Here is a 24,571-nt window from a genome sequence, read left to right as displayed (position 1 = left end):
GCCGGACAGCGCCGGCTTCTCCTTTATTGTACACCATCCCGCAAAATCGCAGCCCGCAGGGCAGCAATTCCCTCCGGAAATTTTCCGCTCTCCATCGCGGCAAAGGAGAACAGCACAGTTCCCCCTTCACCCGGGCGCACCGCGATCCCCTGCTCCGCCGCCCTCCGGCAGATCATCGCCGCGTCCGCGCCCGGCCCGAAATCCACACCGGTCAAAAATCCGGATTCCGCGCGGTGGATGGCCACCGTGTCCCCGAAAACGTCCCGGATGGCGGCGATCAGCGCCTCCTGCTTGGCCACGCAGACCTTCTTCGTCTTTCGGATCTGGCTCTCCAGATTGCCGTCCCGGATAAACTGGCAGAGCGCGATCTGCTCGGCCTTGGAGGCGGTCTGGTTGTAGAATGTCCCCACCTCCCGATACTTGTCCAGGAGTTTTTCCGGGAGCACCATAAAGCTCAGGCGGATGGACGGGAGCAGCATCCGGGAAAATGTCCCGAGATACACGGTATTGCCCGCCTCGTCGAGCCCCTGGATCGACGGCACCGGCCTGCTGTAATAGCAGAATTCGCTGTCGTAATCGTCCTCCAGGATCAGGACGTCCTTCTCCTCCGCGGCGCGGATCAGCTTCACCCGGTCCCGGACAGGGAGGACATCCCCCCAGGCAGTCATCCGGGAAGGCGCGATGTAGGCGATGCTCCCCGGCTCCGGCTCCCCGCCGCCGGGGAGCACCGGGATGTCAAAATCCTGGAAAATGCGGCCGCCCTGGCGGAATACCGCGCCGCGGAAGTACACCTGCTTCCTGTCCCGGATCATCGGACAGAGAAGCTGGAGCAGGTTCTGGGTGCCTGCGCCGACGACGATGCTGTCCGGGCGGCAGAGGACACCGCGGTTCTTTCCCAGATAACCGGCCAGCGCCTCGCGGAGATCCGGCTCGCCCTGGGAATCGCCGTAGGTCAGGAGCCGCTCATCCTGCCGGAGCGCGTTCCGCATATAGCGCCGCCAGACATCAAAGCGGAAAATGCCCGGATCCATGCCGGCAGAGGCGAAATCATAGCGGATCGCTTCCCTGCGGCGCTCCCTTGGCCTTGTGCCGCCCTTCTCTCCGCTCCGGTGGGACAGGAAATCCGTAACATAAAAGCCGCTCTGCGGCTTTGAGATAATATAGCCATCCGCGGCCAGCATCATGTACGCCTGCTCCACGGTTGTCCGGGAATAGCCGAGCTCGGCGGCCCGCCGCCGGATCGACGGAAGCCGGGCGCCGGGCGCAAGGCTCCCGGAGCGGATCACGTTGCGGTAGTAGTCATAGACCTTCAGATATTTTTTATCCTGTTCTGCCATTTTCCTTCTCCCGGTCGGCGAGAGCCTTCATCTCCCTCGCATTCTGGAGGACCGCCGGTGTAATCTCAGCACCGCCGAGAAGTCTTGCCAGCTCTATGCTCATCTCTTCATGGGAGAGCCCGCGGATCCTCGTAACCGTCCGGCCGCCGGCGATCTCCTTTCGGATCTCAAAATGGCGGTCAGCCATCGCCGCGATCTGCGGAAGGTGGGTGATGCAGATGACCTGGTGCTTCCGGGAGATGATTCCCAGCTGCTCCGACACTTTCTGTGCGGTTCTTCCGCTGATCCCGGTGTCGATCTCGTCAAAGATCAGGGTAGGGATATCGTCCGTCTCGGCGAGGACCGTCTTGATCGCCAGCATGATCCGGGAGAGCTCACCGCCGGAAGCGGCCTGCCCGAGCGGCCTGAGCGGCTCGCCGGGGTTTGAGGAGATCACAAACTCCGGGTCGTCGAAGCCGTTCGCCGTGTAGTCCCCCAGGCGCCGGAACTCCATGGTAAACCTGGTGTCCAGGAAATTCAGGTCCGCAAGTTTGCCACTGATCTTCGCCGTGAGCTCCTTTGCCGTCTCCCGGCGCGCCGCGCTGAGCGCCTCCGAGAGCTTGCGGAGGTGTCCCTCCTCCCCGACAAGCGCCCTCTCCGTCTCCTCCCTGCGGAGGTCAAAATTGGCCAGCTCGTCAAGGCGCTGCTTTCTCTCTTTCAGGCCTTCCAGCACCTCCGGGATTGTCTTCCCGTATTTCTGCTCCAGATGGCGGATCTGGTCAAGCCTCTCCTCCGTCTCCCGGAACGCCTCCTCGTCGAAGTCATCCCCATCCAGCCGCTCGTCCAGCGCCCGCATGAGGTCGGAGGAGAGCGAATCCAGGTCGTAGGCCATGTCGTGGAGATCCTTCAGTTCCTCATCGTAGCGGTAGGCCTCGTCGACCGCCGGGACGATACCGGAGAGGCCGCTTCCCTCCAGAAGCTTTTTTGCCTGCATCAGGCTCGCGAGAATATTCCTCGCGTTGCTGAAACGGCGGTAGCGCTTCTCCAGCTCCTCCTCCTCGCCGTCCGAAAGTCCTGCCTCCTCGATCTCGTTCACCTCGAAATTCAGGAAATCCGCCTCACGGGTGCGCTGGTCCTCGTCCGCGCTGAAGCTCTCCATCTTCTTTTTCAGTTCCTGATAACGGCGGAAACTTGCAGCAACCTCTTTCCGGAGGCTGCTGGTCCGTTTTGCGCCGTACTCGTCCAGAATAGCCAGGTGGCGGCTCCTGATGAGCAGCGACTGGTGCTCATGCTGCCCGTGGATATCAATCAGAAGCCCGGTCACCGCCTTCATCCGCTGGGCAGAGACGGCCTCATCATTGATCCGGCTGACGCTCCGCCGCTCGGTGATCTTCCTGGTGATGACCACCGTTCCGTACTCATCCGGCTCCACATCGAGGGCCGCCAGCGCATTTTTCAACTTCTCCGTCTCCACCGTGAAGACGAGCTCGATATAGGCCGACTCCGCGCCGGACCGGATCATCTCCTTCGTGACCCGCCCGCCGAGCGCCGCGTTCACCGAGCCGATGAGCACGGACTTGCCGGCGCCTGTCTCCCCGGTCAGGATATTTAAGCCCGGGCCGAACTCGATCTCCGCCTGGTCGATCAGTGCCAGATTTTTTACCAGTAAATGCTTCAGCATGATGCCTCCCCGCCGGAGATCAGCCTCCGGAGCTTGCCCATGAGCACGATCGTGTCATCCGCCGACCGGATCGCGCACATGACGGTATCGTCGCCGGCAATGCAGCCGACAACCTCCGGGAAATGCAGGGAGTCCATGGCCGCGGCTGCCGCCATGGCCATTCCCGAGACCGTCTTGATCACCAGGATGTTCTGCGCCATATCCATGGAGAGAAAACTGTCGTGAAGAATGCGGATATATTTATCATCCGCCGGCCGTTCCGCGTGAAGAACCGTGTATTTTGACCCGCCCTTTCCGGCAGGCACCTTGGTAAGCCCGAGCTCCCGGATGTCCCTGGACACCGTCGCCTGGGTCACCGGGCAGCCTTCCCGGTTCAGGCACGCGGCCAGTTCCTCCTGCGTATGAATCTCATACTTGCTGACCAGCTCCACAATCTTGCTGTGACGATCAAGTTTATTCATCTCCTGGTCCTTCCTCCGCCCGATGTTCAGATATGTCCGATTTTCCGGCGGATTCTCTCGAGAAACGGGATCTCATCCAGTTCCACCAGCGGGGCGGTGAGCAATGAGCGCTCCACATCGACCCGGTCCTTCGGGTTCATCTTGACGGCCACGCCGCCGTCAAAGCTGACGCACTGGCGGAATCGGTACTCCGGCCTGAGCCGGATGGAAACTCTGCTGTCCGGCGAGAGGACAATGCTTCTCGCCCCGAGGCTGTGGGCGCAGATCGGGGTCAGGATAATCATGTTCGATCCCGGCTCCACGATCGGGCCGCCCGCCGACAGGTTGTAGGCAGTGGATCCGGTCGGCGTGCAGACGATGATGCCGTCCGCGTCGTACCGCGCGGAGAATTCGTCATTGACGTAGACATCAAAATGCAGGGCATCCATGCCGAACCGGTTGAGAATCACGTCATTGAGCGCGATGTCCTCGGCGTAGATCTTTCCGTCGCAGATGATCCGGCCCACCAGCATCATCCGCCGGTTGATCCGGAATTTTCCCACCAGCAGCCGCTCCAGCGCAGGAGCAATGTCCTCCTGCCGGCTGACCTGGGAGAGATACCCCAGATGGCCGCGGTTAATGCCGAACAGCGGGATGTTCCGGCAGGCGAGATCCCGCGCCGCCTGGAGCATCGTCCCGTCGCCGCCGAGAACAATCGCGCACTCGGTATCCTCCGGCACGTCCGCGATGTCCGTGTAATGGCCGTTCTTCTTCACATCCTCCGGCATATCCTCCGTGAGAGGAAGAAGGTCGCCGCTGCGCCGCTTGCAGGTGCAGCCCCGCTTCTCCAGATAGCGGACGATCTCCCGGGCCACCGGCTCAATATCCTTCTTGCTCGTGTTTGTGATCAGATAAAAATGCTTCATCGCCTGTGTTCTTCCCTGCCGTCCTCTCTCCTGCTGTCTTCCCTGCGCTCTGCCTGCCCTGCTCCGATCTTCCCCGGTCAGCGGTCAAGCGCGGCGTGTGCCGCCGCGACCGTCGAGCGGATCTTCTCCTCCTCATCCGCCATATCCTCCGGCGGTGCCATGGCCGGGACAGGAGCACCGGCCGGCTTTCCGAGATACAGGAGATACTCGATATTGCCTTCCGGGCCGCGGATCGGCGAGAAATCAAGCCCCTTCGGGATAAAGCCGGCTCCGGCGGCGAAATCCCAGATTTTTCTGATCACCTCGCAGTGCACCTCCGGATCGCGGACGACGCCCTTCTTCCCAACTTTCTCCCTGCCTGCCTCAAACTGCGGCTTAATCAGCGCGGTCACTTCCCCGCCGGCACGGAGGATGGAGAAGACCACCGGGAGGACAAGCGTCAGGGAAATGAACGACACATCGATCGAGGAGAAATCCACCGCCTCCCCGATGTCCTCCGGCTTCACAAACCGGATATTCGTCTTTTCCATGCAGACCACCCGGGGATCATTTCTCAGCTTCCAGGCGAGCTGCCCGTGCCCGACGTCGATGGAATACACTTTTTCCGCCCCGTTCTGCAGCATACAGTCCGTAAATCCGCCGGTGCTCGCGCCGACGTCCATGCAGACCGCGCCGTCAAGGGATATGGGGAAGACCTGCATCGCCTTCTCCAGCTTCAGCCCGCCGCGGCTCACATACCGGAGTTTCTCGCCCCGAACCTCGATGGGGGCGTCCGCCGGGAACATGCTGCCGGCTTTATCCTCCTTCTGGTTGTTCACGTAGACAATCCCGGACATGATGATGATCTTTGCCTTTTCCCGGGATTCCGCAAGCCCCCGGCTGACCAGGAGCACATCAAGCCTCTCCTTCATCGGACCTCCTCCTTCTCCGTCCCCAGTTTTCCGTCGAAAATCTCCCGATCAAGCCGCCGGAGGATGGAATCGCTGTCGATGCCGAGCTTTTCGCGGAGCAGGGAGACATTGCCATGTTCAATATATGCGTCCGGCAGGGCGATGTTGACCACCCGGATCTCGGGAAAATGTTTCTGCACATAGTCGGTGATCCTCTCCCCGTATCCCCCGCGGGCGACATTTTCCTCCAACGTAACGATATTCCGGTGAGATGCGGTGAGGCGGTCGATCACCTCCGTATCCACCGGCTTCGCGAAGCGGGCATTGACCAGCGTCGACGGGAACCCGCGGTCACGGAGCTTCCGCTGGATATGCTCGGCGCAGCTGACCATGCTTCCCAGGGCAAGAAGCGCCGTCCCGCTCTCCTCTTTCCCGAGAATCTCGCTCTTCCCGTGGACAATCGCCGCTGCTGAGGTTCCCAGCCCCTGATAGGCGGCGCCTCTCGGGTAGCGGATCGCGCAGGGCTTTTCCAGGGCGAAGGCAAACCGCAGCATATCCTGCAGCTCCCACAGGTTCTTCGGCGCCATCACCGTCATATTGGGGATCATGGAGAGATAGGATAGGTCAAAAATCCCCTGGTGGGTCTCCCCGTCCGCCCCCACGATGCCCGCGCGGTCGACGCAGAAGACCACCGGGAGGTTCTGGAGACAGACATCATGGACAATCTGGTCGTATCCCCGCTGCAGGAACGAGGAGTAGACGCAGACCACCGGCTTGAGGCCTGCCGCCGCCATGCCCGCGGCGCTCGTCACCGCGTGCTGTTCGGCGATCCCCACGTCAAAAAAGCGGTCCGGGAACCTTCGGGAAAATTCCCGGAGGCCGGTTCCGTCCGGCATAGCCGCGGTCAGGGCGACGATCCGCCGGTCCTTCTCCGCAAGGCGGCAGATCTCCCGTGAGAATACGTCTGTGTAGGTCGGCGCCGGATTCGGGTTAAGCTCCTTTCCCGTCTTGATGTCGAACGGGCCGATGCCGTGGAAACGGGTCGGGTTCTCCTCCGCCGGCTCATATCCCCTGCCCTTTTTGGTCACCACATGGACGATCACCGCGTGCCGCACCTTTTTCGCCTCGCGGAAGGTGCGGACCAGCTGCTCCACATTGTGCCCGTCCACAGGGCCGAGGTAGGTGATGCCCATATCCTCGAACAGCATGCCCGGCACAAACAGCGATTTGATGCTGTTTTTCGTGCGCATCAGGGTGTTTACCACATGATCGCCGACGACAGGTATGCTCGAAAGCGAGCTGCTGACCTTCTTCTTAAATTCGTTATACCCTTCATCGGTCCGGAGGCTGTTGAGATAGCGGGACATGCCGCCCACATTTTCCGCGATGGACATGTGGTTGTCATTCAGGACAATGATAAAATTTGTCTTCATCCGCCCCGCATTGTTCAGTGCCTCGTAGGCCATGCCGCCGGTCAGGGCGCCGTCGCCGATGACGGAGATCACCCGGTAGCTCTCCCCCAGGATATCCCGCGCCTGGGCGATGCCGAGCCCCGCCGAGATGGAGGTTGAGCTGTGCCCGGTATCAAAAGCGTCAAATTCGCTCTCGCAGCGCTTCGGAAAGCCGCTCATGCCATGGAACTGGCGCAGATTGGAAAATGCGTCCTTCCGCCCGCTGAGAATCTTGTGTGTATAGGACTGGTGCCCCACATCCCAGATGATTTTGTCCGCGGGCAGGTCAAATGCCCGGAACAGGGCGATCGTCAGCTCCACCACACCGAGATTGGAGGCCAGATGGCCGCCGGTGTGGCTGATGGTTTCGATCAGGAAAGTCCGGATCTCCGCCGCCAGCCGGTCCAGCTGGCGATAATTCAGCCGCTTTACGTCTTCGGGTCCGTGGATATTGTCTAGAATCAAGATTCCCGCCTCACTTTTTCCTGTTCACCAGCTTCCGGATCAATTCCTCCAGGAAGGGATTGCTCCCCGGGAGTTCCCGGAGAATGGCCAAGGCCTCGGCAGAGAGCGCCTCCGCCTCTGCGTAGGAAGCGGTAAGCCCCTTCTCCGTCACCCAGGTGGTCTTCTCATTCCGCTCGTCGCTGCCCGAGGGCTTACCGATCTCCTCCGTCGTCCCGGTCATATCCAGGATATCATCCTCGATCTGGAACGCGAGGCCGACATCCCCGGCCATCTGTTCCACCTTTCGCACATTTTCCTCGGATGCCCCGGCCATCACGGCACCGATCATCATCGATGCCTCGAGAAGCGCGCCGGTTTTCAGCCGGTAGATGAATGACAGCGTATCCATCGGGATCTTCTTCCCGGTCAGCTCGACGTCCGCGGTCTGGCCGCCGATCATGCCGTAGACCCCGGTCTTCCGGGCGAGAATCTCCATGCAGCGCAGAACCTTCTCCGGGCTGTCCGTCATCGGCAGCGCCTTCGCCGCCGTCTCAAAGGCGTAGATCATCAGCCCATCGCCGGCGAGTGTTCCCATATCCTCGCCATAAACCGCCCACGCGGTCAGCTTCCCTCTCCGATACCGGTCATTATCCATGCACGGAAGGTCGTCATGAATCAGGGAGGAGGTGTGGATCATCTCGATGGCCGCCATGAACGGCTCGATCTCCTGCCCAGCTCCGCCGAACAGGCGGTACACCTCCCGCATCATCATCGGGCGCAGCCGCTTTCCTCCCGCCTGGATGCTGTAATTCATCGCCCTGAGCACCGTCTTCTGGGCGCCGTCCTCCTCCGGAAGGTAATGGCAGACGATCCCGTCCACCTCCTCGCGCATTATCTCAAACGACATCCGTTTCTCCATCACGCTTCCTCATCTTCCCCCGCGAGAACGCGGATCTGCTTCTCCACGTGGTCGATACGCTCACCGGCTTCCTTCACGAGCTTCATGCCCACGGCATAGTCGGAAAATGCCTTCTCAAGTGGAAGGCTGCTGTCGTCCATCTCCCCGACGATGGCCTCGATGCGCTGGAACATTTCTTCGATAGACAGTGTGCCCAGGTCTTCCCCGCTCTTTTTTTCCTCACTCATGATCTTCCTCCCTGTCCTTCCCGGCGCCCGCCGGAATTCCCGTAATGCCACGCTTCCCGGCGCCCGCCGCGCTCTCCGCGGTGCCACGCTTCCCGGCGCCCGCCGCGCTCTCCGCGGTGCCGTCCGGCTCGGTGCCGGTAACCCGCGCATCGATCCTGCCGTCGCTGATCCGGATATGGACCGGCTCTCCCGGCAGGGCATCAAAGATGCTGGTCAGCCCCTGTCCGCGGTCATCGGTCACAAAGCCGAAACCGCCGCTGACCTTCTTCAAGGGAGAGCGCCCGTCCAGTTTCCCCGCAAGCACCGCGAGGCGCTGGCGCCGCTCCTTGAAAAGCATCCGGATTCCGCGCGAAAGCGCCGCCCGGCGCTGACCGAGAAGATCCTTCTTCCCGGAAATCTTCCGGTAAAGCCCCGCCTCCATCCGGTCTGCGAGATCCGCGAGGCGCTGCCGGCGGGAATTGAGTTCCCGCGCCGGGCTGTGTCCGTGAAGTGCCAGCGCGTACTGCCGGAGCGCGTGCCGCTTTGCCTTGAGAACCCCGTCGATAGCCAGGTTGAGCCGTTCCCCCGCGCCCGCGATCTGCGATTCCAGGAGATTCACGTCATAGACGGCCAGCTCGGCGGCGTCCGACGGCGTCGCCGCCCGGAGATCCGCCGCAAAATCCGAGATCGGATAATCGACGTCATGCCCTACCGCCGAGATGATCGGCGTTTTTGCCGCATAGACCGCCCGGACAACCGCCTCCTCGCTGAAGCAGAACAGATCCTCGAAGGACCCGCCGCCCCGCCCGACAATGAGGATATCAAGCCCCATGGCATCCAGCCGCCGGATCCCCCGGACGATGCTTTCCGCTGCCCCCTCCCCCTGTACCTTGGCGGGGCAGAGAATCAGCTGGACATAAGGATTCCGCCGGGAGGCAATCCGCATGATGTCGTGGATCGCCGCGCCGGTGTCCGCGGTCACGATACCGACGGTTCTCGCGTACCGGGGAATCGGTTTCTTGTGTGCCCGGTCAAAGAGCCCCTCCGCCTCGAGATCTCTTTTCAGCTTCTCGTATTTCGCATAAAGATCTCCGGCGCCGGCAAGTTCGATGGAACGAGCATAGAGCTGATAGCCGCCGTATTTTTCATAAACTTCCACACTTCCTGAGGCGACAACCTGCTGCCCGTCCTCCATGCGGAAGCCGAGCCCCGCCCTCCAGCTGGCAAACATGACACAGGAGATCTGGGCGCCCCGGTCTTTCAGCGTAAAATAAATATGTCCTGAACTGTGATATTTGAGATTGGAGATTTCTCCCTTCACGGATATACGGTTCAGGGCATAGTCCTGGGCGAACATATTTTTGATGTAGGCGCTGACCTGCGATACGGAGTAGACATTCACCCTGCCCGCCATGTCACACCAGCTTGGCCAGAATGCCGTTCACAAACGGGGCGGAATCCCTCCCGCCGAACTTCTTCGCCAGCTCCACAGCCTCATTGATGGCCACCTTATCCGGAACATCGTCCTCGCAGCGCATCTCATAGAGCGCCAGCCGGAGAATTGTCAGCTCCTCCCGGCCCATCCGGCTGGTCGTCCAGCCCTTGGCGACCTTGTCAATCTCCGCGTCAAGCTCGGGAATCTTTTCGAGGATTTTCTCCACCTTGGCGCGGACGTATCCGCCGTCATAGACATCCATGGCGGGATCATGAACCGTTTCCTCCTGCATGGTTTCCTCATTGTAGTCTTTCTCGGCAGGCTCGGCAAAATACTGCTCAATCTGCTCCGCCCTCTCCTCCTCCGGATAAAACGCGGTGCAGAACAGCAGCTTAAAGCAATGTTCCCTCAATTCTCGTCTAGTCATCTTCCATTCTCCCGTCTCGCGGCAGCACTTACTTTCCTGTAACGATTACTTATCAATTCATTATAGACCAAGAAATTACACTGCGCAAGAAAATGCGCCATCGCGGCACCTGCGCCGGAAATAATCCCCACCCTGTAAAAGAGAACACGGAGCCGCGCCCCCGCAAGAAACGGGAAGCCGCGGCTCCGCGGATATGCCGGAATCCGGTTCCAGCCTTATCGTGTTACAAGCAATTTCACTGTTCTGGCTTTATCCTGTTTTGGGCGATTTCACTGCTCCGGCTTGGCGCTGTCCTGGGCAGCAGCTCCGGCTTCCGGTGCATCCTGCCAGATATCTCCAGGCTTCTGCAGAATCTCCATAAACTCGTCGCCGGTGATGGTCTCCTTCTCGTAGAGGAACTTGGCCAGCTCATCCATCTTGCGGCGGTTCTGGCGCAGGATCTCCTTCGCCTTCTCGTGCTCTCTCCGGACGAGCTCGACCACCCTGGCATCGATATCTTTCTGGGTCTCCGGAGAGCAGGCAAGCGTGGCATCGCCGCCGAGATACTGGTTAGTCACCGTTTCCATGGCGACCATGTCAAAGTCATCCGACATGCCGTAACGGGTGATCATCGCCCGGGCAAGTTTGGTTGCCTGCTCGATATCGTTGCTCGCACCGGTAGTCACAGTGTTGAAGACAACCTCCTCAGCCGCGCGTCCGCCGGTCAGCGTAGCGATCTTATTCTCCAGCTCCACCTTGCTCATCAGGTAGTGATTGCCCTCCTCCACCTGCATGGTGTAGCCGAGCGCGCCGGATGTGCGCGGGATGATTGTAATCTTCTGTACCGGGGCGGAGTTCGTCTGCTTCGCAGCGACGAGGGCGTGGCCGATCTCATGATAAGCGACAATCAGCTTCTCCTTGTTGGTCAGGATCGCGTTCTTCTTCTGGTAGCCGGCAATGACAACCTCAATGCTCTCCTCAAAATCCTGCTCCGTCGCGCACCTTCTGTTGTCGCGGACGGCACGGAGGGCAGCCTCGTTGACGATATTCGCCAGCTCGGCGCCGGATGCGCCGGAGGACATGCGGGCGATTTTCGCGTAATCGACGTTATCCGCCACGCGTATCTTCTTCGCGTGTACCCTGAGGATTGCTTCACGCCCTTTGAGATCGGGCAGCTCCACCGGAACCCTCCGGTCAAACCGGCCCGGGCGCGTGAGCGCCGGATCCAGGGACTCTGGACGGTTGGTCGCGGCAAGGATAATCACCCCGCTGTTGTCCTCGAAACCGTCCATCTCCGTGAGCAGCTGGTTCAGTGTCTGCTCACGCTCGTCGTTCCCGCCGAAATTGCCACCATCCCTCTTTTTGCCGATCGCATCGATCTCATCGATAAAGACAATGCAGGGAGCCTTCTCCTTGGCCTGCTTGAACAGGTCACGGACCTTGGACGCGCCCATGCCGACGAACATCTCAACGAACTCGGAACCGGACATGCTGAAGAATGGGACATTTGCCTCGCCGGCAACCGCCTTTGCCAGCATGGTCTTGCCGGTACCCGGAGGGCCGACCAGGAGGATGCCCTTCGGCATGCTTGCACCGATTTCCTTGTACCTGCCGGGATCATGCAGGTAATCGACAATCTCCTGAAGGTTCTCCTTCGCCTCATCCTCGCCGGCGACATCGGAGAACCGGATGCCGTTGGACGACTTGACGTAAACCCTCGCGTTGCTCTTGCCCATGCCAAATGACATGGCGTCCGGCCCGCCGAGATTCTTCATCATCCGCTTCGACAAGTACTGCCCGAGCGCCCAGAAAATCGCGATCGGGAGCACCCAGGATACCAGGAAGCTGACGATCGGCGATGTCTGCTCGACGATCTGCCCGGAAAATTCGACATTGTGTTCGTGCAGGCGGTCCGTCAGCTCCGGGTCGCTCACGATGCCGGTCTGGTAAACCTGGCTGTTTTTATCCTCAAAGATAATCTTGTTGGACTCAATCTCTACCTTGCTGATCTCATTATCTTCGGTCATCGTCATGAAAGTGCCGTAATCGACTTCCTTGACACTGCGCTTCGCGTACATCGGGACGAGAAGGCTGTTAAGCAGAAGAACAACAACGATCGCAATCAGATAGTAGTAGATGAGAGGCCGTTTGTCCGGCTGTTTGATTTCATTCATGCATGATCCTCCATCTCTCCTACGAATACTTTACTGGAAAATGCTGCCACAGGCGATATTACTCACCTTTGTGTCCGGCTGCTAATCTTATTTATAGCACAGGGAAAGCCTGTTGTCACCCCTGGAAATGCTGAAAAAAAGATAAACTTTGTCAACTACCCACGACCTAAAGGTCATGGGCTTGTAACTGCCCAGTCGTACTAACGACTTGCGTCTCCGACCTTTAACCTCAATAGATATTGCTATCTAAAGTGGCGTTACATCATGGGGTGGCTGACAGCACCCCTTGCAGCAAAGTTTACTCTGCTGCAACTGTATCAGGTACTTGACTATCAGCAAGATAGCTTATTCCCATACGATACAGATTCATAGCTCCAATGCGGTCATCGTTTGATTTATAGCCACAGTTTTTGCAAGTAAACAAATGTATCTTCTTGTTACGGTTAGCCTTTTCAGTATGTCCACACAAAGGACAGCACTGACTCGTATAACGAGGGTCAACCTTTATTACAGAAGATTGATTCTGTTTTGCCTTGTAAATTAATTTTTGTTTGAGGTCATAAAACGCCCACGATACAGAAACATAGCGATTTTTTGTTCTCACACGTTCTGTGGCATTACGAACACCTGTCAAATCTTCAAGTACGAAAAGAGTATGCTTTGGGTTAGATTCAACGAGTGCCTTTGATACACAATGGTTCACATCCTGCATCCAACGGTTTTCTCGCTGACCAATAGCTTTCAGTCTTCTTCTTGCTGAAGGTGTCTGTCGCATTTGGAGTTCTTTGCGAAGCTTGGAATAGCTAGCACGTCTCTGCTTGATAGCTTTCCCGCTTACAAATCCAGACTTGTGCTTACTGTCGTAGGTTGCAACAACAAAGTTAATACCTCTGTCAATGCCTACAACATTACAGATGTCAGAAATATTACTTTCTTCAACATCAAAAGTGACTGGTATGTGAAGATAATATTTGCCATGCTTTTTTGTGAGCTTAGCTGTACCAAACTTATAGATTGTGTGGTCAAAATATTTAGACATGCCTTCAGTGAAATATGGCAGTTTAACACGACCATTAAGCGTATTCACAGAAAAACAGTTTTTCGATAAAGAATAGTCTCTGTTCCAAACTAAATCATACTGAGGTTTCTTGAAGCCTGGCTGTATCCACTCCTTTTGATTTTCGAGAATAGTTTTATATCTTGCAATGACCGTTTTCAAAACGGACTGAGCCATTTGAGATTTAAGACCAAATTTTTCTCTCAAGGTAGAATACAAAGCCTTATTAAGTGAAAACTGCTTTAAATCATGAGTCTGGAATACATAGTCTGAAACATAATTACAGGCATCACGATAAACAGACATAGTTTCATCAAGCAAAACTTTATCTGTATCAGTGGCGACTATTTGAACTTTTGCTGTTATGGTCATCTGTTCCATAGATGTACTCCTTTCATTGATATTTCACTAAATACAGTATATAATGGCAATTAGTGAAAGTCAATAATTATCAGAGGAAAACTATAGACAATAGAGATAATCGTCACAACAGACGAAAATACAGCCTAAAAGTACATATAGTTCTTGTCATTGAATATCTTAAGCAACTACTAAAAGGTTCTATTTCTGACGATGTTAAACAAAAGATTTTTGATATAGCCAATACTCGGGGCTACGAAATAATTGCTATGGAAACAGACAAAGACCACATACATTTCTTGATAAGTTATGATACGACTGATAGGGTTTGCGACATTGTTAAGATTGTAAAACAAGAAACAACATATTACCTATGGCAAAAGTATGGTTCGTTTCTGTCTAAACAGTATTGGAAGAAAAAGGATACTTTGGTCAGACGGATACTTTGCTTGCAGTATTGGAGAAGTATCGGCAGCGACTATAAAAAAGTATATTGAGAGTCAGGGCTAATGGCTAAAGATTTACAAGGCTCCTCCCACCACCTGAAGGTAGTGGGTTTCCGCCTATGGCAAACGAAAGGATTTAATTTATGAAACTTCGCCGTCATTTTTTCCGTCCGGCGACGCGGCTTCCGGTGTCCCGGCTTCCCTCTTTTTTCTCTCCCGGATCACCTCCGGCAGGCAGCCCGTGCCAAAATTCAGCATACGGTTCACCCGGCTGATCGTCGCGCTGCTCGCGCTGGTTTTCTTCGCGATCTCTGTGTACACCTCGTCATCCAGAAGCAGCTCCGCGACATCGAACCTCTGCTCCATGGTTTCGAGCTCTGTTGCCGCGCAGAGATCTTCAAAAAATCTCCTGCACTGGTCGAGGTCCTTGAGCTCAAGGATCGCTTCGTACAAGGCCATGCTGTGCTCTCTTCTCCGGTTTCTCGGCATAATTCTCTCCTCTTTCCGAAATCGCTCCGCGCGTTCAGGGCGCAGGCAGAAGCGATTTGTGTTTTAAAAGTGTAAAGTGTAAATGTTTAAAGTGTTATCCATTATACCATACCTGGCCGGAAACACAACCGCAGAGCATGGTTGCGATTCCATCTTATCCGGGAAAATCTTCCGTACCGGCGCTGAATAACTTACGCGAAAAAAAGACAGCGGTACGAAAACCACTGTCCAAGATTACTGTCCAAGATTGCGGAAGATCCGTAGAAAATGATTTCAGCCAGCCCCAGTTAATGCGAATCCACCCATTTTACTGCCAATCTGTAGGGGGCAACAAAACTTCCTACAAGTATCGCCAGGACACTCTTGAAAGTAAAATAAAATATCCAGCCGACCATTGGCATCCAGAGGAACATAACCGGCTGGATCCGATTAATCATCCGCCAACCGATAACTAATACACAAATTGCAGCAATCGCACAGGGCACAAACAATGCGCGGATGATCAGATTGTCCGGGCCGAGATGATACTCGGCCAAGCTTAAAATGAGTGCGATGCCATCCATAAGAAAGTAAAATACAATACTCCATATCGCAATACGAAGCCCGCGGCTCATCGTATGGCTTCTCCCCGCCCCCTGGACTTCATAAAAATCGTTCTCCGAATAATCCGGAGACGGAGCAGCAGCATATTCCTCCCCTTCAGTTCCTCGAGAGTCACCTGCATCTTGCGGAATACTGGCTGGCACAGCCATAGTACATTCCTGGATTTCGATAAATATCCTAAGCCTGAGCTGTCCCAGGACAATAATATCCTTGTTGTTCAGCATTGTCTTTTCCCGGACTTCACGACCCTGTACAAAGGTATGATTCGTGCTGTGCAGATCTTCAATATATACCCCTCCACGGCCATGATTGCCTGCCTTATCATAAAATATTCGGCAATGCCGCCTGGAAACGCTTGGCTCATCGGAAAAGCTCAGATTGACATCCTGATCCTGAATCCTTCCAATAATCATATCCGGAGGGATCATCCGCTCAAATCCGCGTTCTGGATGATCAATATCGACCAGGACGATTCGCACTGAACTGTTCCGAGATACTTCGCCCATTGCACCCATAATCTCATCTCCTTGTCATCTTCCATTGGCTTCTGAATATACAGTTACCCATCAGTTTTCCCCGTCCCCCTTGCTCCATAATCTGGAAACAACCTGCTGGCTCGTTTGATATTTTCCGATCCTGTGCGAACCGATATGATAGCCAAATAAAAGATCAATGTCGTAGCTCGCAGTAATGACAAGATCCTGATTCTCCACTTTCGAATCTTTGAATTCCAGGTTATGTACATGAAGGACGTTCAGAATTTCTTTCGTTCTCTCCGGGCCGCCGGCAAAATACGCTTCAAAGCGCTTCTCTACAATCTTGGGAACCCTGCCGCTTTCTTTCTTGTCAAACCAGCGTGCCTTCGTAGAAAATTCTCCGGTATCCGTGCCATCTGCACCCTGATGATCAGCGCCGGATTCCAATTTTTCCACAATAGCGACGGCCAGGTCTCCGATTTCTATGGTTTTATCATGATTCTTCTCAATCCCATAAGACTCCAGCGCGAGGCTGTCCGCGGTCTGGATCATCGCGTGCCCGATCATGTTTTGTGCCATGAACAGGACCATGTAGCTGAACATCGTGAGCATGAAGAACATAAAAAACATAATGCCAAACAGCGCCTCTATGGCAATGATGCCGCTGCGGCTTTTGTCCGGCGGGCTGGAAAAATACATCATCCCATCAATACCCCCGATAAATAATCTGATGAATCGAAAATGGCGACTGGTTCGGCAGAATGGATGACGGAACAGGGAGGATTGGCCGAACCGTGCCAGTAACGTCTGCCCGTACCATCGTATAAGCACAATCAATATCGAATGATGGATAGGAACCGGTCACCCTGGTCTCAGAACTTGCCTCCTGATGATTGTACTGGGTATGTTCCATGGTGATAATATCCTGAAATCTTTTCAGATACGTCTTTTTCGATCCAAAAAGCAGCATATAAAACAAAAGGTGCTCCTGATAATCTTTCTTGAGAAACCCTTCCCCATATTCATTCATCACAGTTTCCCTGGGTACAGCTGCAGATTCACCTTCACCTTGATGATAGCTGGGCTTATCCTCCATGCTCTCCGCCTGAGTTCTCAGGAAGTCAGCGATATTTTCCTCTCCCTTGGTCGGGCATTTGGCAAGATCAGTGATCAGCTCTGGTAACCCTTCGGGGGTCAAATAAATCGTCTTTTTAAAGAGCATCGGTTCCTCGCCTCCATTGACCAGAATGAAGCAATCCAGCAATGGCTCCGCGAGGATCACTGCAACGACATAAATCACCCCCACGACTGCTAACGCCGCACTGTCAAAAAAAGCGGCTGCCGTATTCATAAAAGATTGGTTCAAAAAAATCGAAAGCAAATCCGTGGATACCAGACGCAAGATATAGAGATCCCAGAATGTGCTTTCCTGGTTTTTTATTTCCTCCGGTTTTCCGCCAATCATGTACTCCAGCTCTGCGCCGGAAAAAGAATAACTGTTTACAGCATAACGATCTGCCAGATCGGGAATAAACCCAAAATCCAGAAGAGAAGTCAAAGATTCACTATTGCCAGGAGCAGTTACCCCGCCCTTAGAACTATATTTCGCATAATTTGTCCGGCAGGGGAGATAATAGTTATAATAGCCCGTCAACAGCAGCCGATTCTGGACAGCGGTCATTCCGGCACTCATTTTGAAGGAACCTGCGAGGTTTGTGATGTCATTTGCTATACTTTTACAGTTTTTTATGATTTTCCGAAAATTATCGGCATAAGTAACAATGTCATCTGCACTGCCCACTTGCCCGATATCATCCATGTCCGTCAAAAAGCGGTGAATATCCGCCTGAAGTTTACTAATCCGGTTAACAGACGGCGCCGTCTCATCGGGAGATGCTTTGATCATGTCATGATACTTTTGAGATAACCGCTGGTCTGATTCTTCATGCGCGTTTTTGATCGATTCCCGGTCTTCCGGCCGCCGGCTCGGAAGCTTCTCATAAAACGCCTGGTCAATGGTAACACGAAGATCTGAATCGTAAAGCCATGTCGTACTCTGCAGCGTCTGCAGTATGGATTTTAACGTGGACAGGAGACCCCAGATTTCCTGAATGGAGCCATCCTCTGAGTGATCATTTAACTGATTCACCACATTCTCGTTTGTGAAGCTGCTCAAATCAATATAACAGGTGCTATCGTCCACGGCCTGTCCTTCAGGATATTTTTGAACATAGCTCTCCACCTGAACAAGATTTGACAGTGTTTTCTCGATCAGATCCGAATCAAAAACTTCTATGCTTTTATTGACCTGCTGCTGCCAGTCGTCCATACTCGATGTCGACCCTTTTATTGCTGAAGAAGTAACGTTATACTTTCTTTCCTGCTCCTTCTTGTCCTGCTCCAGTTTCTCCAGCTTGTCTTTCTTTTCCGCCTGAAGTTTTTCCAACGCGCTGCTATAATCCTGCTGACCAATCTTGCCCTGCTTTTTTTCCTGATTCAGCTTGTCAACTGAGCCCTGATACGTATCGTTTACATGGGTTTTATCGTCTTTATAATTCTTTGCTATTTCATTCTTCTTATATTCTGCGTAGTCTTTTCCCAAATCCAGAATAAAGCTTCCCGCACCATATTTGAAATCGGATTTTGAATTGTCCAGCTTATTGGCTTTATCCTGTAGATCACTGATATCCTCCTTCATTTTCTCTATCTGGATGATGTAGTTTTTCTTTTCCTCTTCCGCGGCCTGCATTTCCGCCGTGTGATCTGCTGAAGGATCATTCCCGATGCTTCCACAAGCTGCTGCCGCATCTTTCCATCGGTTATATGCCTCCCGGTAGGCATCATTATCCTTTTGTAATCTCTCCTCAATCAGTTTCTTTAACTCATCCCTGGCAACCACGATATCGATATAGTTTTCTCCAAGGCTGCAAAAATTAGCAATGGAATCCAAAAAGGCACTCACGGAAATCTTTTCCCCAAGTATTTTCTGAATTTCTTTGACAAAAAAATCCACATCAAGGCCATTTTTCACCATCGCCTCTGGAACTGTGATTTTTGCGGTCTGCTCGATTTCCTGCTCCAACACGTTGATATCACCGAGCGGATAAACCCCTTCCGCGATTCCGGTCAAAGAAGCAGCCCGTGTATCTATGGTCTTCTGCTTGTTCAAATATTCCGAAAAAGTCTTATTGATCATGCCTTCAGCGGAATCCGAACTGTTCTTCCCCTGGCTCACTGCAAGAAGCCCAAACCGGTCATTCAAATAAGCATCATAGTTAGACAATGTGGAGTAAGCGCTGGAAGATCCCGCTTCATAAATGGCTTTGGAGGCAGCCATCTTCCTGCCGCCTTCTTCCAGGGCTGCGGCAAAGGAATAAAAAGGCAGCAAACAGACAACCAGGAGAAGAGAGACAAGTCCTTTTTCCCCATTTATCCATCGATATCTTCGCCGCATACTGATATCCCCCATCAATTCAACCAAAAGTATTTCCGAAAGGCTATGTCACAACAAACAGTTGATAAATAGCCATTTTTATAGGGGAGTATCAGAACTCCCCTACAAACTGTTATTTGCAGTTATCTATACTCATTTGGAATTTCGATATGAAGTGTCTCACACAATAACTTCACATCATGTGCATCATTTTCATCAAACTCGTATCCCAGATGGAACATTACTTGACTATATGGTTCAATACAGGAAACCTCTATTTCCTCAATTCTTCCTTTACCCGAAAAAGTTTCTACCGGAAAACAATCCCCATCATAAAGAATTTCACCTTCGTCCGTATATTCAAAACAATGCAAATCAATAATTCTGTTTTTCAAATCTTCCCATACAGTATGGTTCAATGTTGTATATTCCATCTTAATCTCATAAAAGCCATTAGCTTTCATTATTTCTATAAAGTTCTGATAATCGTTCTTTTCTACAAAAATGTCAATATCATTATGGGCTCTTGACTGATATCCAAGAAGAGCATCTACACCCCAGCCACCATCAAGAAAGACTTTAATCTCCGCATCTATTGCAAATTGAAGAATCTGTTTTACATCTGTTATATTGACCATCTTATCATCTCCACAAATTCTAATTAGGCGACCAGAGGAACTGCTGGTCTGTTTGATAAATCTCTGCATTTAGCAGTTTTCAATGTTGCCAAAACAAAAGTTAAGAAGATGTTCCTTTTCTCCATGTCGCTTTCTTTGGCGTAATTTACAAGGTTATTCCACACAAGATAGTTGTTCAGATACTTGGTAGAAACACCGTTAAAGCCACGCATAAACCTCTTTAGCTGGCTATGGTAGCTATTGATATGTTGGATATTATAAATGCCTTTCTTGGCTTTGCCAGTCTTTAACTGCACAAGGTCAATGCCATTGGCATTTGTAAATCTCACATAGGAGTTCATCTTGTCCGTAACAAGAGTGGAATTGGTCTTAATCCTACCATCATAAATATGATGTAAATCTCTTGTAGAAACTCTACCAGTATTCGTAATCTTGGAGATAGACAAGCCATTCCTATTAACCGCACAAGGAACACATACCTTTTCTTGGGACAAGCCTCTGATATGTGTAGAATGACCACGCTTATGAGCCTTGCGTGGCATAGCAAATGTCTTACTCTTGCTATGATTGCCCTTGTACGAGATGGCGAAAAAAGTTTCGTCAGCCTCAATAATGCCGTCAAGGGTAACATCGTCTGCCATATTCTGAAGTGCATCCAAAATCTTGTGTCTCCAAAGGAATGCGGTGTTTCTGTGAATCCCACAAGCAACAGCAGTCTTACGAATGGATAAGCCATTCATCATACAATCAATGTACTGCTCCCACACGGACAAGTCTTTTCTTGTACCAGACACAATGGAGTTCGTAGCAATCACGAAGGACTTGCCACAATCCTTACATACATATCGCTGTGTGCCATCTTTACGATGACCATTGCGAACTACATGGATACAGCCACAAAGAGGGCATACACGACCATTTGCAAAGCGTTCCTTTGCTACGAAATCTTCAATATTCAAAGACTTTACAAAGGCAGGACTTAAAAGCATTGTTTTAAGGCTTTCCTGCTCTGCGACAGTCAACTTACCGATAATATCTAATGCGTCTTTGATAGTAGGCATATCCAATTACCTCCTTCGGTGGTACTGTTTCTTACTATTATTATACGCTATTTCTCGTCAAAAATCAACCATTTGTTGTGACAGAGCCTTCCGAAACCAATTAATTCTTCCCTGATGCCATTTTCGATATCAAAGATAACACACTGTCAACGGTGCTGTATATTTCTGATCCGAAGCTTTCCGAGGAAAGCTTTTTCAAGGCGTTTTGCGCATCGATATAGTCTCCTGGATCCATGATCATCGCATACGAGGTCGCAGAATACGTCACTGTACCATTTCCTCCAAAATAGGAGAGCGCTCCACCGAAAGGAAGCTTGTATGTTCCCGTTACCGTTACCTTGAGATGCCGTGCAGCCAGTGCGTCATGAATTTCATCGACCTGCACATCCAAATCCCCCTGTTGATATGCGAGGCTGCTCAATGACATCGACCAACGCGCATATTTTTCTGCTCTGTCAGCATTTTGTACCGCCTGCTTCTTCCCCATGTATCGATACGGGCTGATTTCCGCGCGCATTGCCGAACTCACAAATCCCATCACCGGATCCGACTGGGGATAAGCATAAGTCTCGGCAATACGTACAGCTGTATCATTAGCAACATGAATAACTGCCCACCGCTGATAAAAAAAGAATCCATACGAAAACAGATAGAAAAGAATAAACAATGCCAGTGACAGGGTGAAAAGAGCCTCAACCGTTGCCATCCCGCATTGTCCGCCATCATTTCTGCGGCGAATGACTTGTTGCCCCTTTCGACCGTCCAGGACTGAGATTTCCATATTGATTTCGCCCCTTATCCTAAAAAAACTGTCCGAGAAACCGATACACAATACTGAAAAAAACAAGGAGCAGCAAAGCAAGCAGAAAATAATTGGATCCGACAGGAATTTTGTAGTTCTCAGGAACCGCCTTCTCCGGTTTCCCCGGAGGATAATAAAGCGTTATGTTTTCCGGCGGCCTGCAATCCCCTTTCATAGTCACACGAAATGGCGCAAATTCATAATTTACCTCTTGGACAGAGTATCGGTACCGGACTTTCCACAGTCTGTTCCTCGTATGCCCGCCTGACCCCGGCGGATTGGCAGAAAAAGCTGTTTCTCTTTCACAGAAGACGAGAATTCCTTTCGCAACACGCCCGGCGCTTTTTGCTCTTCTCACCATGCGGGCAGACTGTGATTCCAGAAGGTGCCTGGAATTGAGCCAAATCGTCAGCGGTGCAAAAATGATTACCGTCACGATCACCGTGATCACCATCTGCATAGCCGTCACCTGCCAATTGCCCAATGAATCAGCTGATCTCCGGCCGAGCCGGGATAACACACCTCGCAGCTCCCATCCGAATTAAAATAGCCGGCTTTCTCAAATTGTGGTTCGATCACCATCTCTCCCGACGGGCTGATAAACCCCCAGAGGCCATCCTGTTTTACCGCGGCAACGCCGCCGGAATAGCTTCTGACCTCTTCATAGGTATACCGGGGCTCAGCATAGACAGAGCCATCCTGATTGACAAACCCCCACTTGCCATCTTTTTTGTAGGCTACCGGCTGTCCATAATTGGCATCCATATCCTCCGCCTGAAGTGAACTCTTCGGTTTCCCATCGGATCCGCACAGTTCCCAGGAGCCTCCATTTTTGAGGATCAGCGCGTCCGCATTCCCGTAGCAGCCGTTTTCCCACAGCCGGACATCCTCATATTCCTCAGCGGACAAACTTCCGTCGGTTTTCATCTTCCGCCATGTTCCTCCCTGCTCTGGCTGGACAAACGCATATCCGGAGGAAAACATCCCCGCCTGGGCAAGGCCGTCGGCAAGCACCTGGTCTCGATCCGTCAGATACGTCCAGGTATCCTCGCCTGACAATTTCACCGGAAGGATTCCTCCGCCACATCCCAACGCTTCGATGATGTCTTCCTGAAATCTGGCATATTTTATCTGATCTTCACCGTAGAGATATGCCTCTCCCGGCTTTCCCACAAGCTGCGGGCGGGTACCTTCGCTGTCCGTCTCCCCTGCATCCCCCGTCTCGTCATCCAGCTGGTCAATGCATACCGCCTTCCCATCTTCGCCGACAGCTCCCACATAGGATTTGGACGCCGTGATGATCTCGCTGCCAAGTGTCGACATGGTTCCCCAGCCGTCAGAACCCAGGACGCGGTAATATCCCTCATACGCGGTTCCGGATATCCAGGAATACACATCGCTCGCGGGAGCAAAGAGGTAATACAGCTTTTTCCTGGTGTCTTCAAGAAAATCGCTGTTCAATCCATTTGCCAGAGCCTGGTTGACCGTGTCGGCTGCTTCCTGGCTGTTGCCGCGGTCCAGATCGTATTGGATAAATTCCTCATAGATGGATTCATCCCCGGGAAACGCTGCCAGGTAAGAATGATAAGCCTTCTCCAGCATCATGTCTCCTCGATTCGGTTCTTCCTGATAGAATGCCTTAGCAGAAGCCAGCTCCCCCTGAAAGAATTCCTTTTTTGGATTTTGGGCCGCCGCGCTCTGATATGCCATATAGGCGAGCTGATACAAGCCGCGCTCGTAATAGTCCGCGGCTCTCGAAGCGTTTCTCCTCTGTGTAAGGGCTTCGGTATAGGCCGAGCCGGCAATGTCGGCTCCGGCATAGAGAATACCGGCTGCCAAAGCGCCTACGGTGAGCAGACGAATTTTTTTCATCGCAAATCCCCCAGATCTCCATACGTATCGAATATGTTTCTCCGTGTTGTTGATTTGACCGCGATTTTGTTCTCAGAATAGGCCGAATCCAACTGTTGCCAGAAAACCCAGCAGAAAATATGGCGCAAAAGGCAGTGCATCGTGAAGAGTCATTTTTTTACGGACCAGCAGGAAAATTACCTGGCATACCGCGATCAGTTCACTGAAAAACAGCAGGCTGAACATTCCGCGCATTCCTAGAATCAGCGCCAGCGAAGTGAGAAGTTTGATATCCCCCATTCCCACCCCACCCTTGGAAAAATAGCGGCACAGCAGCAGAAACAGCAGAATCATCAATGCCGCCAGAAAACCGCCCGCCATACCGGCAAGGAAATCAGCACGGTTAACCGCTGCGTTGTAAATCTGCAGGGCGGCAAACACCATCAGCAGGCTGAGGGATAGAAAATTGGGAATCGTCTTTGTCCGTATATCGGACAGGGCAGCAAACAGCAGTACAAAAAATACGGAAAGGAAAATGATCTGCCATACGGCCTGCGAAAGATGAAGCGGCAGGAGAACGCCGCAGAGTGTGCCGGAACCCAGCCCGGCGCACAGCTGTATGCGTTCCCTCCTGTCCCTTACCTCTTTGCCTGCCAGATGACTATTCAGCACGCTGGCGCATACGCCGACAAGCGCGCCGATAAAAACCAGCAAGAACCTCATGGAGCTCCCCTGACCAGACAGAAACAGTCTTCTTGGTTATCGGATTTCTTAACTACCCAATGTCTGTTCAAACTTTGTAATTTCAGTATTAGCAGTGTCTATCAGATGAGTAGCCATCCCCCTGACAGCGATTGCAACCACAAGCGCTATCGCGATGATGATCACCACCTGGACAATTTCAAAGCCTGCGGTCTCCTCCATAAAACGGTCTTTCGCCGCCTGCAGGCGTAACTTCGCCGATAGATACAGGGAATCCAGCCTGTCCCTTGCTGCCCCGGCATACTGCATCATGCTTTCCATACTCATTTCCTCCTTAAAGTTATTCTTGTATGATTAACTGCTTA

Annotated in this window: 24 protein-coding genes and 1 pseudogene; 2 read left to right on the top strand and 23 right to left on the bottom strand. The window is 52.8% G+C overall.

The window, feature by feature from the left end; all coding sequences use genetic code 11:
• Positions 1-23: 23 nt before the first annotated feature.
• From pdxR to ISF27_RS01085, 12 genes are all read right to left on the bottom strand, one after another.
• Positions 24-1,337, bottom strand: a complete 1,314-nt coding sequence (pdxR, locus tag ISF27_RS01140; RefSeq protein ID WP_194608342.1) for a MocR-like pyridoxine biosynthesis transcription factor PdxR — start codon at positions 1,335-1,337, stop codon at positions 24-26.
• Positions 1,321-2,997, bottom strand: a complete 1,677-nt coding sequence (recN, locus tag ISF27_RS01135) for a DNA repair protein RecN (protein WP_194608341.1) — start codon at positions 2,995-2,997, stop codon at positions 1,321-1,323. The genes pdxR and recN overlap by 17 nt, the downstream gene beginning before the upstream one ends.
• A complete protein-coding gene (locus ISF27_RS01130; protein ID WP_194608340.1) occupies positions 2,991-3,458 on the bottom strand; it encodes an arginine repressor in 468 nt (155 codons plus the stop codon). Before ISF27_RS01130 ends, recN begins: the two co-directional genes overlap by 7 nt.
• 26 nt (positions 3,459-3,484) lie before the next feature.
• Positions 3,485-4,363 carry an NAD(+)/NADH kinase gene (locus ISF27_RS01125; RefSeq protein ID WP_194608338.1) on the bottom strand — a complete coding sequence of 293 codons (879 nt, stop codon included), beginning with the start codon at positions 4,361-4,363 and terminating at the stop codon, positions 3,485-3,487.
• 77 nt (positions 4,364-4,440) lie between these two features.
• On the bottom strand, positions 4,441-5,274 hold the full coding sequence (locus tag ISF27_RS01120) for a TlyA family RNA methyltransferase (protein ID WP_194608336.1): 834 nt from the start codon (positions 5,272-5,274) through the stop codon (positions 4,441-4,443).
• Entirely contained in the window at positions 5,271-7,169 is a 1,899-nt protein-coding gene (gene dxs / locus ISF27_RS01115) for a 1-deoxy-D-xylulose-5-phosphate synthase (RefSeq protein ID WP_194608334.1), read from the bottom strand. The genes ISF27_RS01120 and dxs overlap by 4 nt, the downstream gene beginning before the upstream one ends.
• Positions 7,170-7,179: 10 nt before the next feature.
• Positions 7,180-8,067 carry a polyprenyl synthetase family protein gene (locus ISF27_RS01110; protein ID WP_407926032.1) on the bottom strand — a complete coding sequence of 296 codons (888 nt, stop codon included), beginning with the start codon at positions 8,065-8,067 and terminating at the stop codon, positions 7,180-7,182.
• The gene (gene xseB, locus ISF27_RS01105; RefSeq protein WP_194608330.1) at positions 8,067-8,294 is read right to left on the bottom strand and encodes an exodeoxyribonuclease VII small subunit; all 228 of its coding nucleotides are present in this window, start codon (positions 8,292-8,294) and stop codon (positions 8,067-8,069) included. The genes ISF27_RS01110 and xseB overlap by 1 nt, the downstream gene beginning before the upstream one ends.
• The gene (gene xseA / locus ISF27_RS01100; RefSeq protein ID WP_194608328.1) at positions 8,287-9,687 is read right to left on the bottom strand and encodes an exodeoxyribonuclease VII large subunit; all 1,401 of its coding nucleotides are present in this window, start codon (positions 9,685-9,687) and stop codon (positions 8,287-8,289) included. Before xseA ends, xseB begins: the two co-directional genes overlap by 8 nt.
• A 1-nt stretch (position 9,688) precedes the next feature.
• Positions 9,689-10,135 carry a transcription antitermination factor NusB gene (nusB, locus tag ISF27_RS01095; RefSeq protein ID WP_194608326.1) on the bottom strand — a complete coding sequence of 149 codons (447 nt, stop codon included), beginning with the start codon at positions 10,133-10,135 and terminating at the stop codon, positions 9,689-9,691.
• A gap of 269 nt (positions 10,136-10,404) precedes the next feature.
• Positions 10,405-12,288 carry an ATP-dependent zinc metalloprotease FtsH gene (gene ftsH / locus ISF27_RS01090; protein ID WP_194608323.1) on the bottom strand — a complete coding sequence of 628 codons (1,884 nt, stop codon included), beginning with the start codon at positions 12,286-12,288 and terminating at the stop codon, positions 10,405-10,407.
• 298 nt (positions 12,289-12,586) lie between these two features.
• Positions 12,587-13,726: an RNA-guided endonuclease TnpB family protein gene (locus tag ISF27_RS01085; protein ID WP_194608321.1), complete on the bottom strand. Its 1,140-nt coding sequence runs from the start codon at positions 13,724-13,726 to the stop codon at positions 12,587-12,589.
• A gap of 53 nt (positions 13,727-13,779) precedes the next feature.
• On the opposite strand from ISF27_RS01085, the pseudogene tnpA reads away from it, so the two are divergent.
• A pseudogene (gene tnpA / locus ISF27_RS13475) lies at positions 13,780-14,112 on the top strand (IS200/IS605 family transposase); the annotation flags it as partial.
• Positions 14,090-14,215 carry a transposase gene (locus ISF27_RS13190; protein WP_235985980.1) on the top strand — a complete coding sequence of 42 codons (126 nt, stop codon included), beginning with the start codon at positions 14,090-14,092 and terminating at the stop codon, positions 14,213-14,215. The pseudogene tnpA and the gene ISF27_RS13190, both read left to right, overlap by 23 nt.
• 77 nt (positions 14,216-14,292) lie before the next feature.
• Here the strand turns inward: ISF27_RS13190 and ISF27_RS01075 are convergent, their stop codons facing one another.
• The 11 genes from ISF27_RS01075 to ISF27_RS01025 all read right to left on the bottom strand — a co-directional run bounded on the left by ISF27_RS01075 (position 14,293) and on the right by ISF27_RS01025 (position 24,527).
• Positions 14,293-14,640, bottom strand: a complete 348-nt coding sequence (locus ISF27_RS01075; RefSeq protein ID WP_194608319.1) for a YerC/YecD family TrpR-related protein — start codon at positions 14,638-14,640, stop codon at positions 14,293-14,295.
• A 287-nt stretch (positions 14,641-14,927) separates the two neighbouring features.
• Positions 14,928-15,758, bottom strand: coding sequence for an FHA domain-containing protein (locus ISF27_RS01070; protein WP_194608317.1), 831 nt, complete (start codon positions 15,756-15,758; stop codon positions 14,928-14,930).
• Positions 15,759-15,809: 51 nt separating this feature from the next.
• Positions 15,810-16,421, bottom strand: a complete 612-nt coding sequence (locus tag ISF27_RS01065; protein ID WP_194608315.1) for a hypothetical protein — start codon at positions 16,419-16,421, stop codon at positions 15,810-15,812.
• A 4-nt stretch (positions 16,422-16,425) separates the two neighbouring features.
• Positions 16,426-19,200, bottom strand: coding sequence for a hypothetical protein (locus ISF27_RS01060; protein ID WP_194608313.1), 2,775 nt, complete (start codon positions 19,198-19,200; stop codon positions 16,426-16,428).
• 95 nt (positions 19,201-19,295) lie between these two features.
• Positions 19,296-19,790, bottom strand: coding sequence for a lincosamide nucleotidyltransferase Lnu(C) (gene lnu(C), locus ISF27_RS01055; protein ID WP_019543803.1), 495 nt, complete (start codon positions 19,788-19,790; stop codon positions 19,296-19,298).
• A gap of 23 nt (positions 19,791-19,813) precedes the next feature.
• The gene (locus ISF27_RS01050) at positions 19,814-20,851 is read right to left on the bottom strand and encodes an IS1595-like element ISSag10 family transposase (protein WP_002837184.1); all 1,038 of its coding nucleotides are present in this window, start codon (positions 20,849-20,851) and stop codon (positions 19,814-19,816) included.
• A 100-nt stretch (positions 20,852-20,951) separates the two neighbouring features.
• On the bottom strand, positions 20,952-21,557 hold the full coding sequence (locus tag ISF27_RS01045; protein ID WP_207727360.1) for a hypothetical protein: 606 nt from the start codon (positions 21,555-21,557) through the stop codon (positions 20,952-20,954).
• Positions 21,558-21,651: 94 nt separating this feature from the next.
• Positions 21,652-22,113 (bottom strand): hypothetical protein, encoded by a 462-nt coding sequence (locus ISF27_RS01040; protein ID WP_194608309.1) that lies wholly within the window; start codon positions 22,111-22,113, stop codon positions 21,652-21,654.
• Between the two features lie 5 nt (positions 22,114-22,118).
• Positions 22,119-23,525, bottom strand: coding sequence for a WG repeat-containing protein (locus ISF27_RS01035; protein ID WP_194608307.1), 1,407 nt, complete (start codon positions 23,523-23,525; stop codon positions 22,119-22,121).
• Between the two features lie 72 nt (positions 23,526-23,597).
• Positions 23,598-24,227, bottom strand: coding sequence for a prepilin peptidase (locus ISF27_RS01030; protein WP_194608305.1), 630 nt, complete (start codon positions 24,225-24,227; stop codon positions 23,598-23,600).
• A 48-nt stretch (positions 24,228-24,275) separates the two neighbouring features.
• Positions 24,276-24,527 (bottom strand): hypothetical protein, encoded by a 252-nt coding sequence (locus tag ISF27_RS01025; RefSeq protein WP_194608303.1) that lies wholly within the window; start codon positions 24,525-24,527, stop codon positions 24,276-24,278.
• Positions 24,528-24,571: the final 44 nt, after the last annotated feature.

Source organism: Clostridium vitabionis, assembly GCF_015351765.1.
Classification (GTDB): domain Bacteria; phylum Bacillota; class Clostridia; order Lachnospirales; family Lachnospiraceae; genus Clostridium_R; species Clostridium_R vitabionis.
The sequence above is the reverse complement of the archived record's forward strand: the minus strand, read 5'-3'. Positions and strand labels throughout refer to the sequence as shown.

Coding starts and splice junctions, on each gene's coding strand:
- pdxR (WP_194608342.1), bottom strand. CDS start 1,337: ATGGCAGAACAGGATAAAAAATATCTGAAGGTCTATGACTACTACCGC.
- recN (WP_194608341.1), bottom strand. CDS start 2,997: ATGCTGAAGCATTTACTGGTAAAAAATCTGGCACTGATCGACCAGGCG.
- ISF27_RS01130 (WP_194608340.1), bottom strand. CDS start 3,458: ATGAATAAACTTGATCGTCACAGCAAGATTGTGGAGCTGGTCAGCAAG.
- ISF27_RS01125 (WP_194608338.1), bottom strand. CDS start 4,363: ATGAAGCATTTTTATCTGATCACAAACACGAGCAAGAAGGATATTGAG.
- ISF27_RS01120 (WP_194608336.1), bottom strand. CDS start 5,274: ATGAAGGAGAGGCTTGATGTGCTCCTGGTCAGCCGGGGGCTTGCGGAA.
- ISF27_RS01110 (WP_407926032.1), bottom strand. CDS start 8,067: ATGGAGAAACGGATGTCGTTTGAGATAATGCGCGAGGAGGTGGACGGG.
- xseB (WP_194608330.1), bottom strand. CDS start 8,294: ATGAGTGAGGAAAAAAAGAGCGGGGAAGACCTGGGCACACTGTCTATC.
- xseA (WP_194608328.1), bottom strand. CDS start 9,687: ATGGCGGGCAGGGTGAATGTCTACTCCGTATCGCAGGTCAGCGCCTAC.
- nusB (WP_194608326.1), bottom strand. CDS start 10,135: ATGACTAGACGAGAATTGAGGGAACATTGCTTTAAGCTGCTGTTCTGC.
- ftsH (WP_194608323.1), bottom strand. CDS start 12,288: ATGAATGAAATCAAACAGCCGGACAAACGGCCTCTCATCTACTACTAT.
- ISF27_RS01085 (WP_194608321.1), bottom strand. CDS start 13,726: ATGGAACAGATGACCATAACAGCAAAAGTTCAAATAGTCGCCACTGAT.
- ISF27_RS13190 (WP_235985980.1), top strand. CDS start 14,090: ATGGTTCGTTTCTGTCTAAACAGTATTGGAAGAAAAAGGATACTTTGG.
- ISF27_RS01075 (WP_194608319.1), bottom strand. CDS start 14,640: ATGCCGAGAAACCGGAGAAGAGAGCACAGCATGGCCTTGTACGAAGCG.
- ISF27_RS01070 (WP_194608317.1), bottom strand. CDS start 15,758: ATGGGTGCAATGGGCGAAGTATCTCGGAACAGTTCAGTGCGAATCGTC.
- ISF27_RS01065 (WP_194608315.1), bottom strand. CDS start 16,421: ATGATGTATTTTTCCAGCCCGCCGGACAAAAGCCGCAGCGGCATCATT.
- ISF27_RS01050 (WP_002837184.1), bottom strand. CDS start 20,851: ATGCCTACTATCAAAGACGCATTAGATATTATCGGTAAGTTGACTGTC.
- ISF27_RS01045 (WP_207727360.1), bottom strand. CDS start 21,557: ATGGCAACGGTTGAGGCTCTTTTCACCCTGTCACTGGCATTGTTTATT.
- ISF27_RS01040 (WP_194608309.1), bottom strand. CDS start 22,113: ATGCAGATGGTGATCACGGTGATCGTGACGGTAATCATTTTTGCACCG.
- ISF27_RS01035 (WP_194608307.1), bottom strand. CDS start 23,525: ATGAAAAAAATTCGTCTGCTCACCGTAGGCGCTTTGGCAGCCGGTATT.
- ISF27_RS01030 (WP_194608305.1), bottom strand. CDS start 24,227: ATGAGGTTCTTGCTGGTTTTTATCGGCGCGCTTGTCGGCGTATGCGCC.
- ISF27_RS01025 (WP_194608303.1), bottom strand. CDS start 24,527: ATGGAAAGCATGATGCAGTATGCCGGGGCAGCAAGGGACAGGCTGGAT.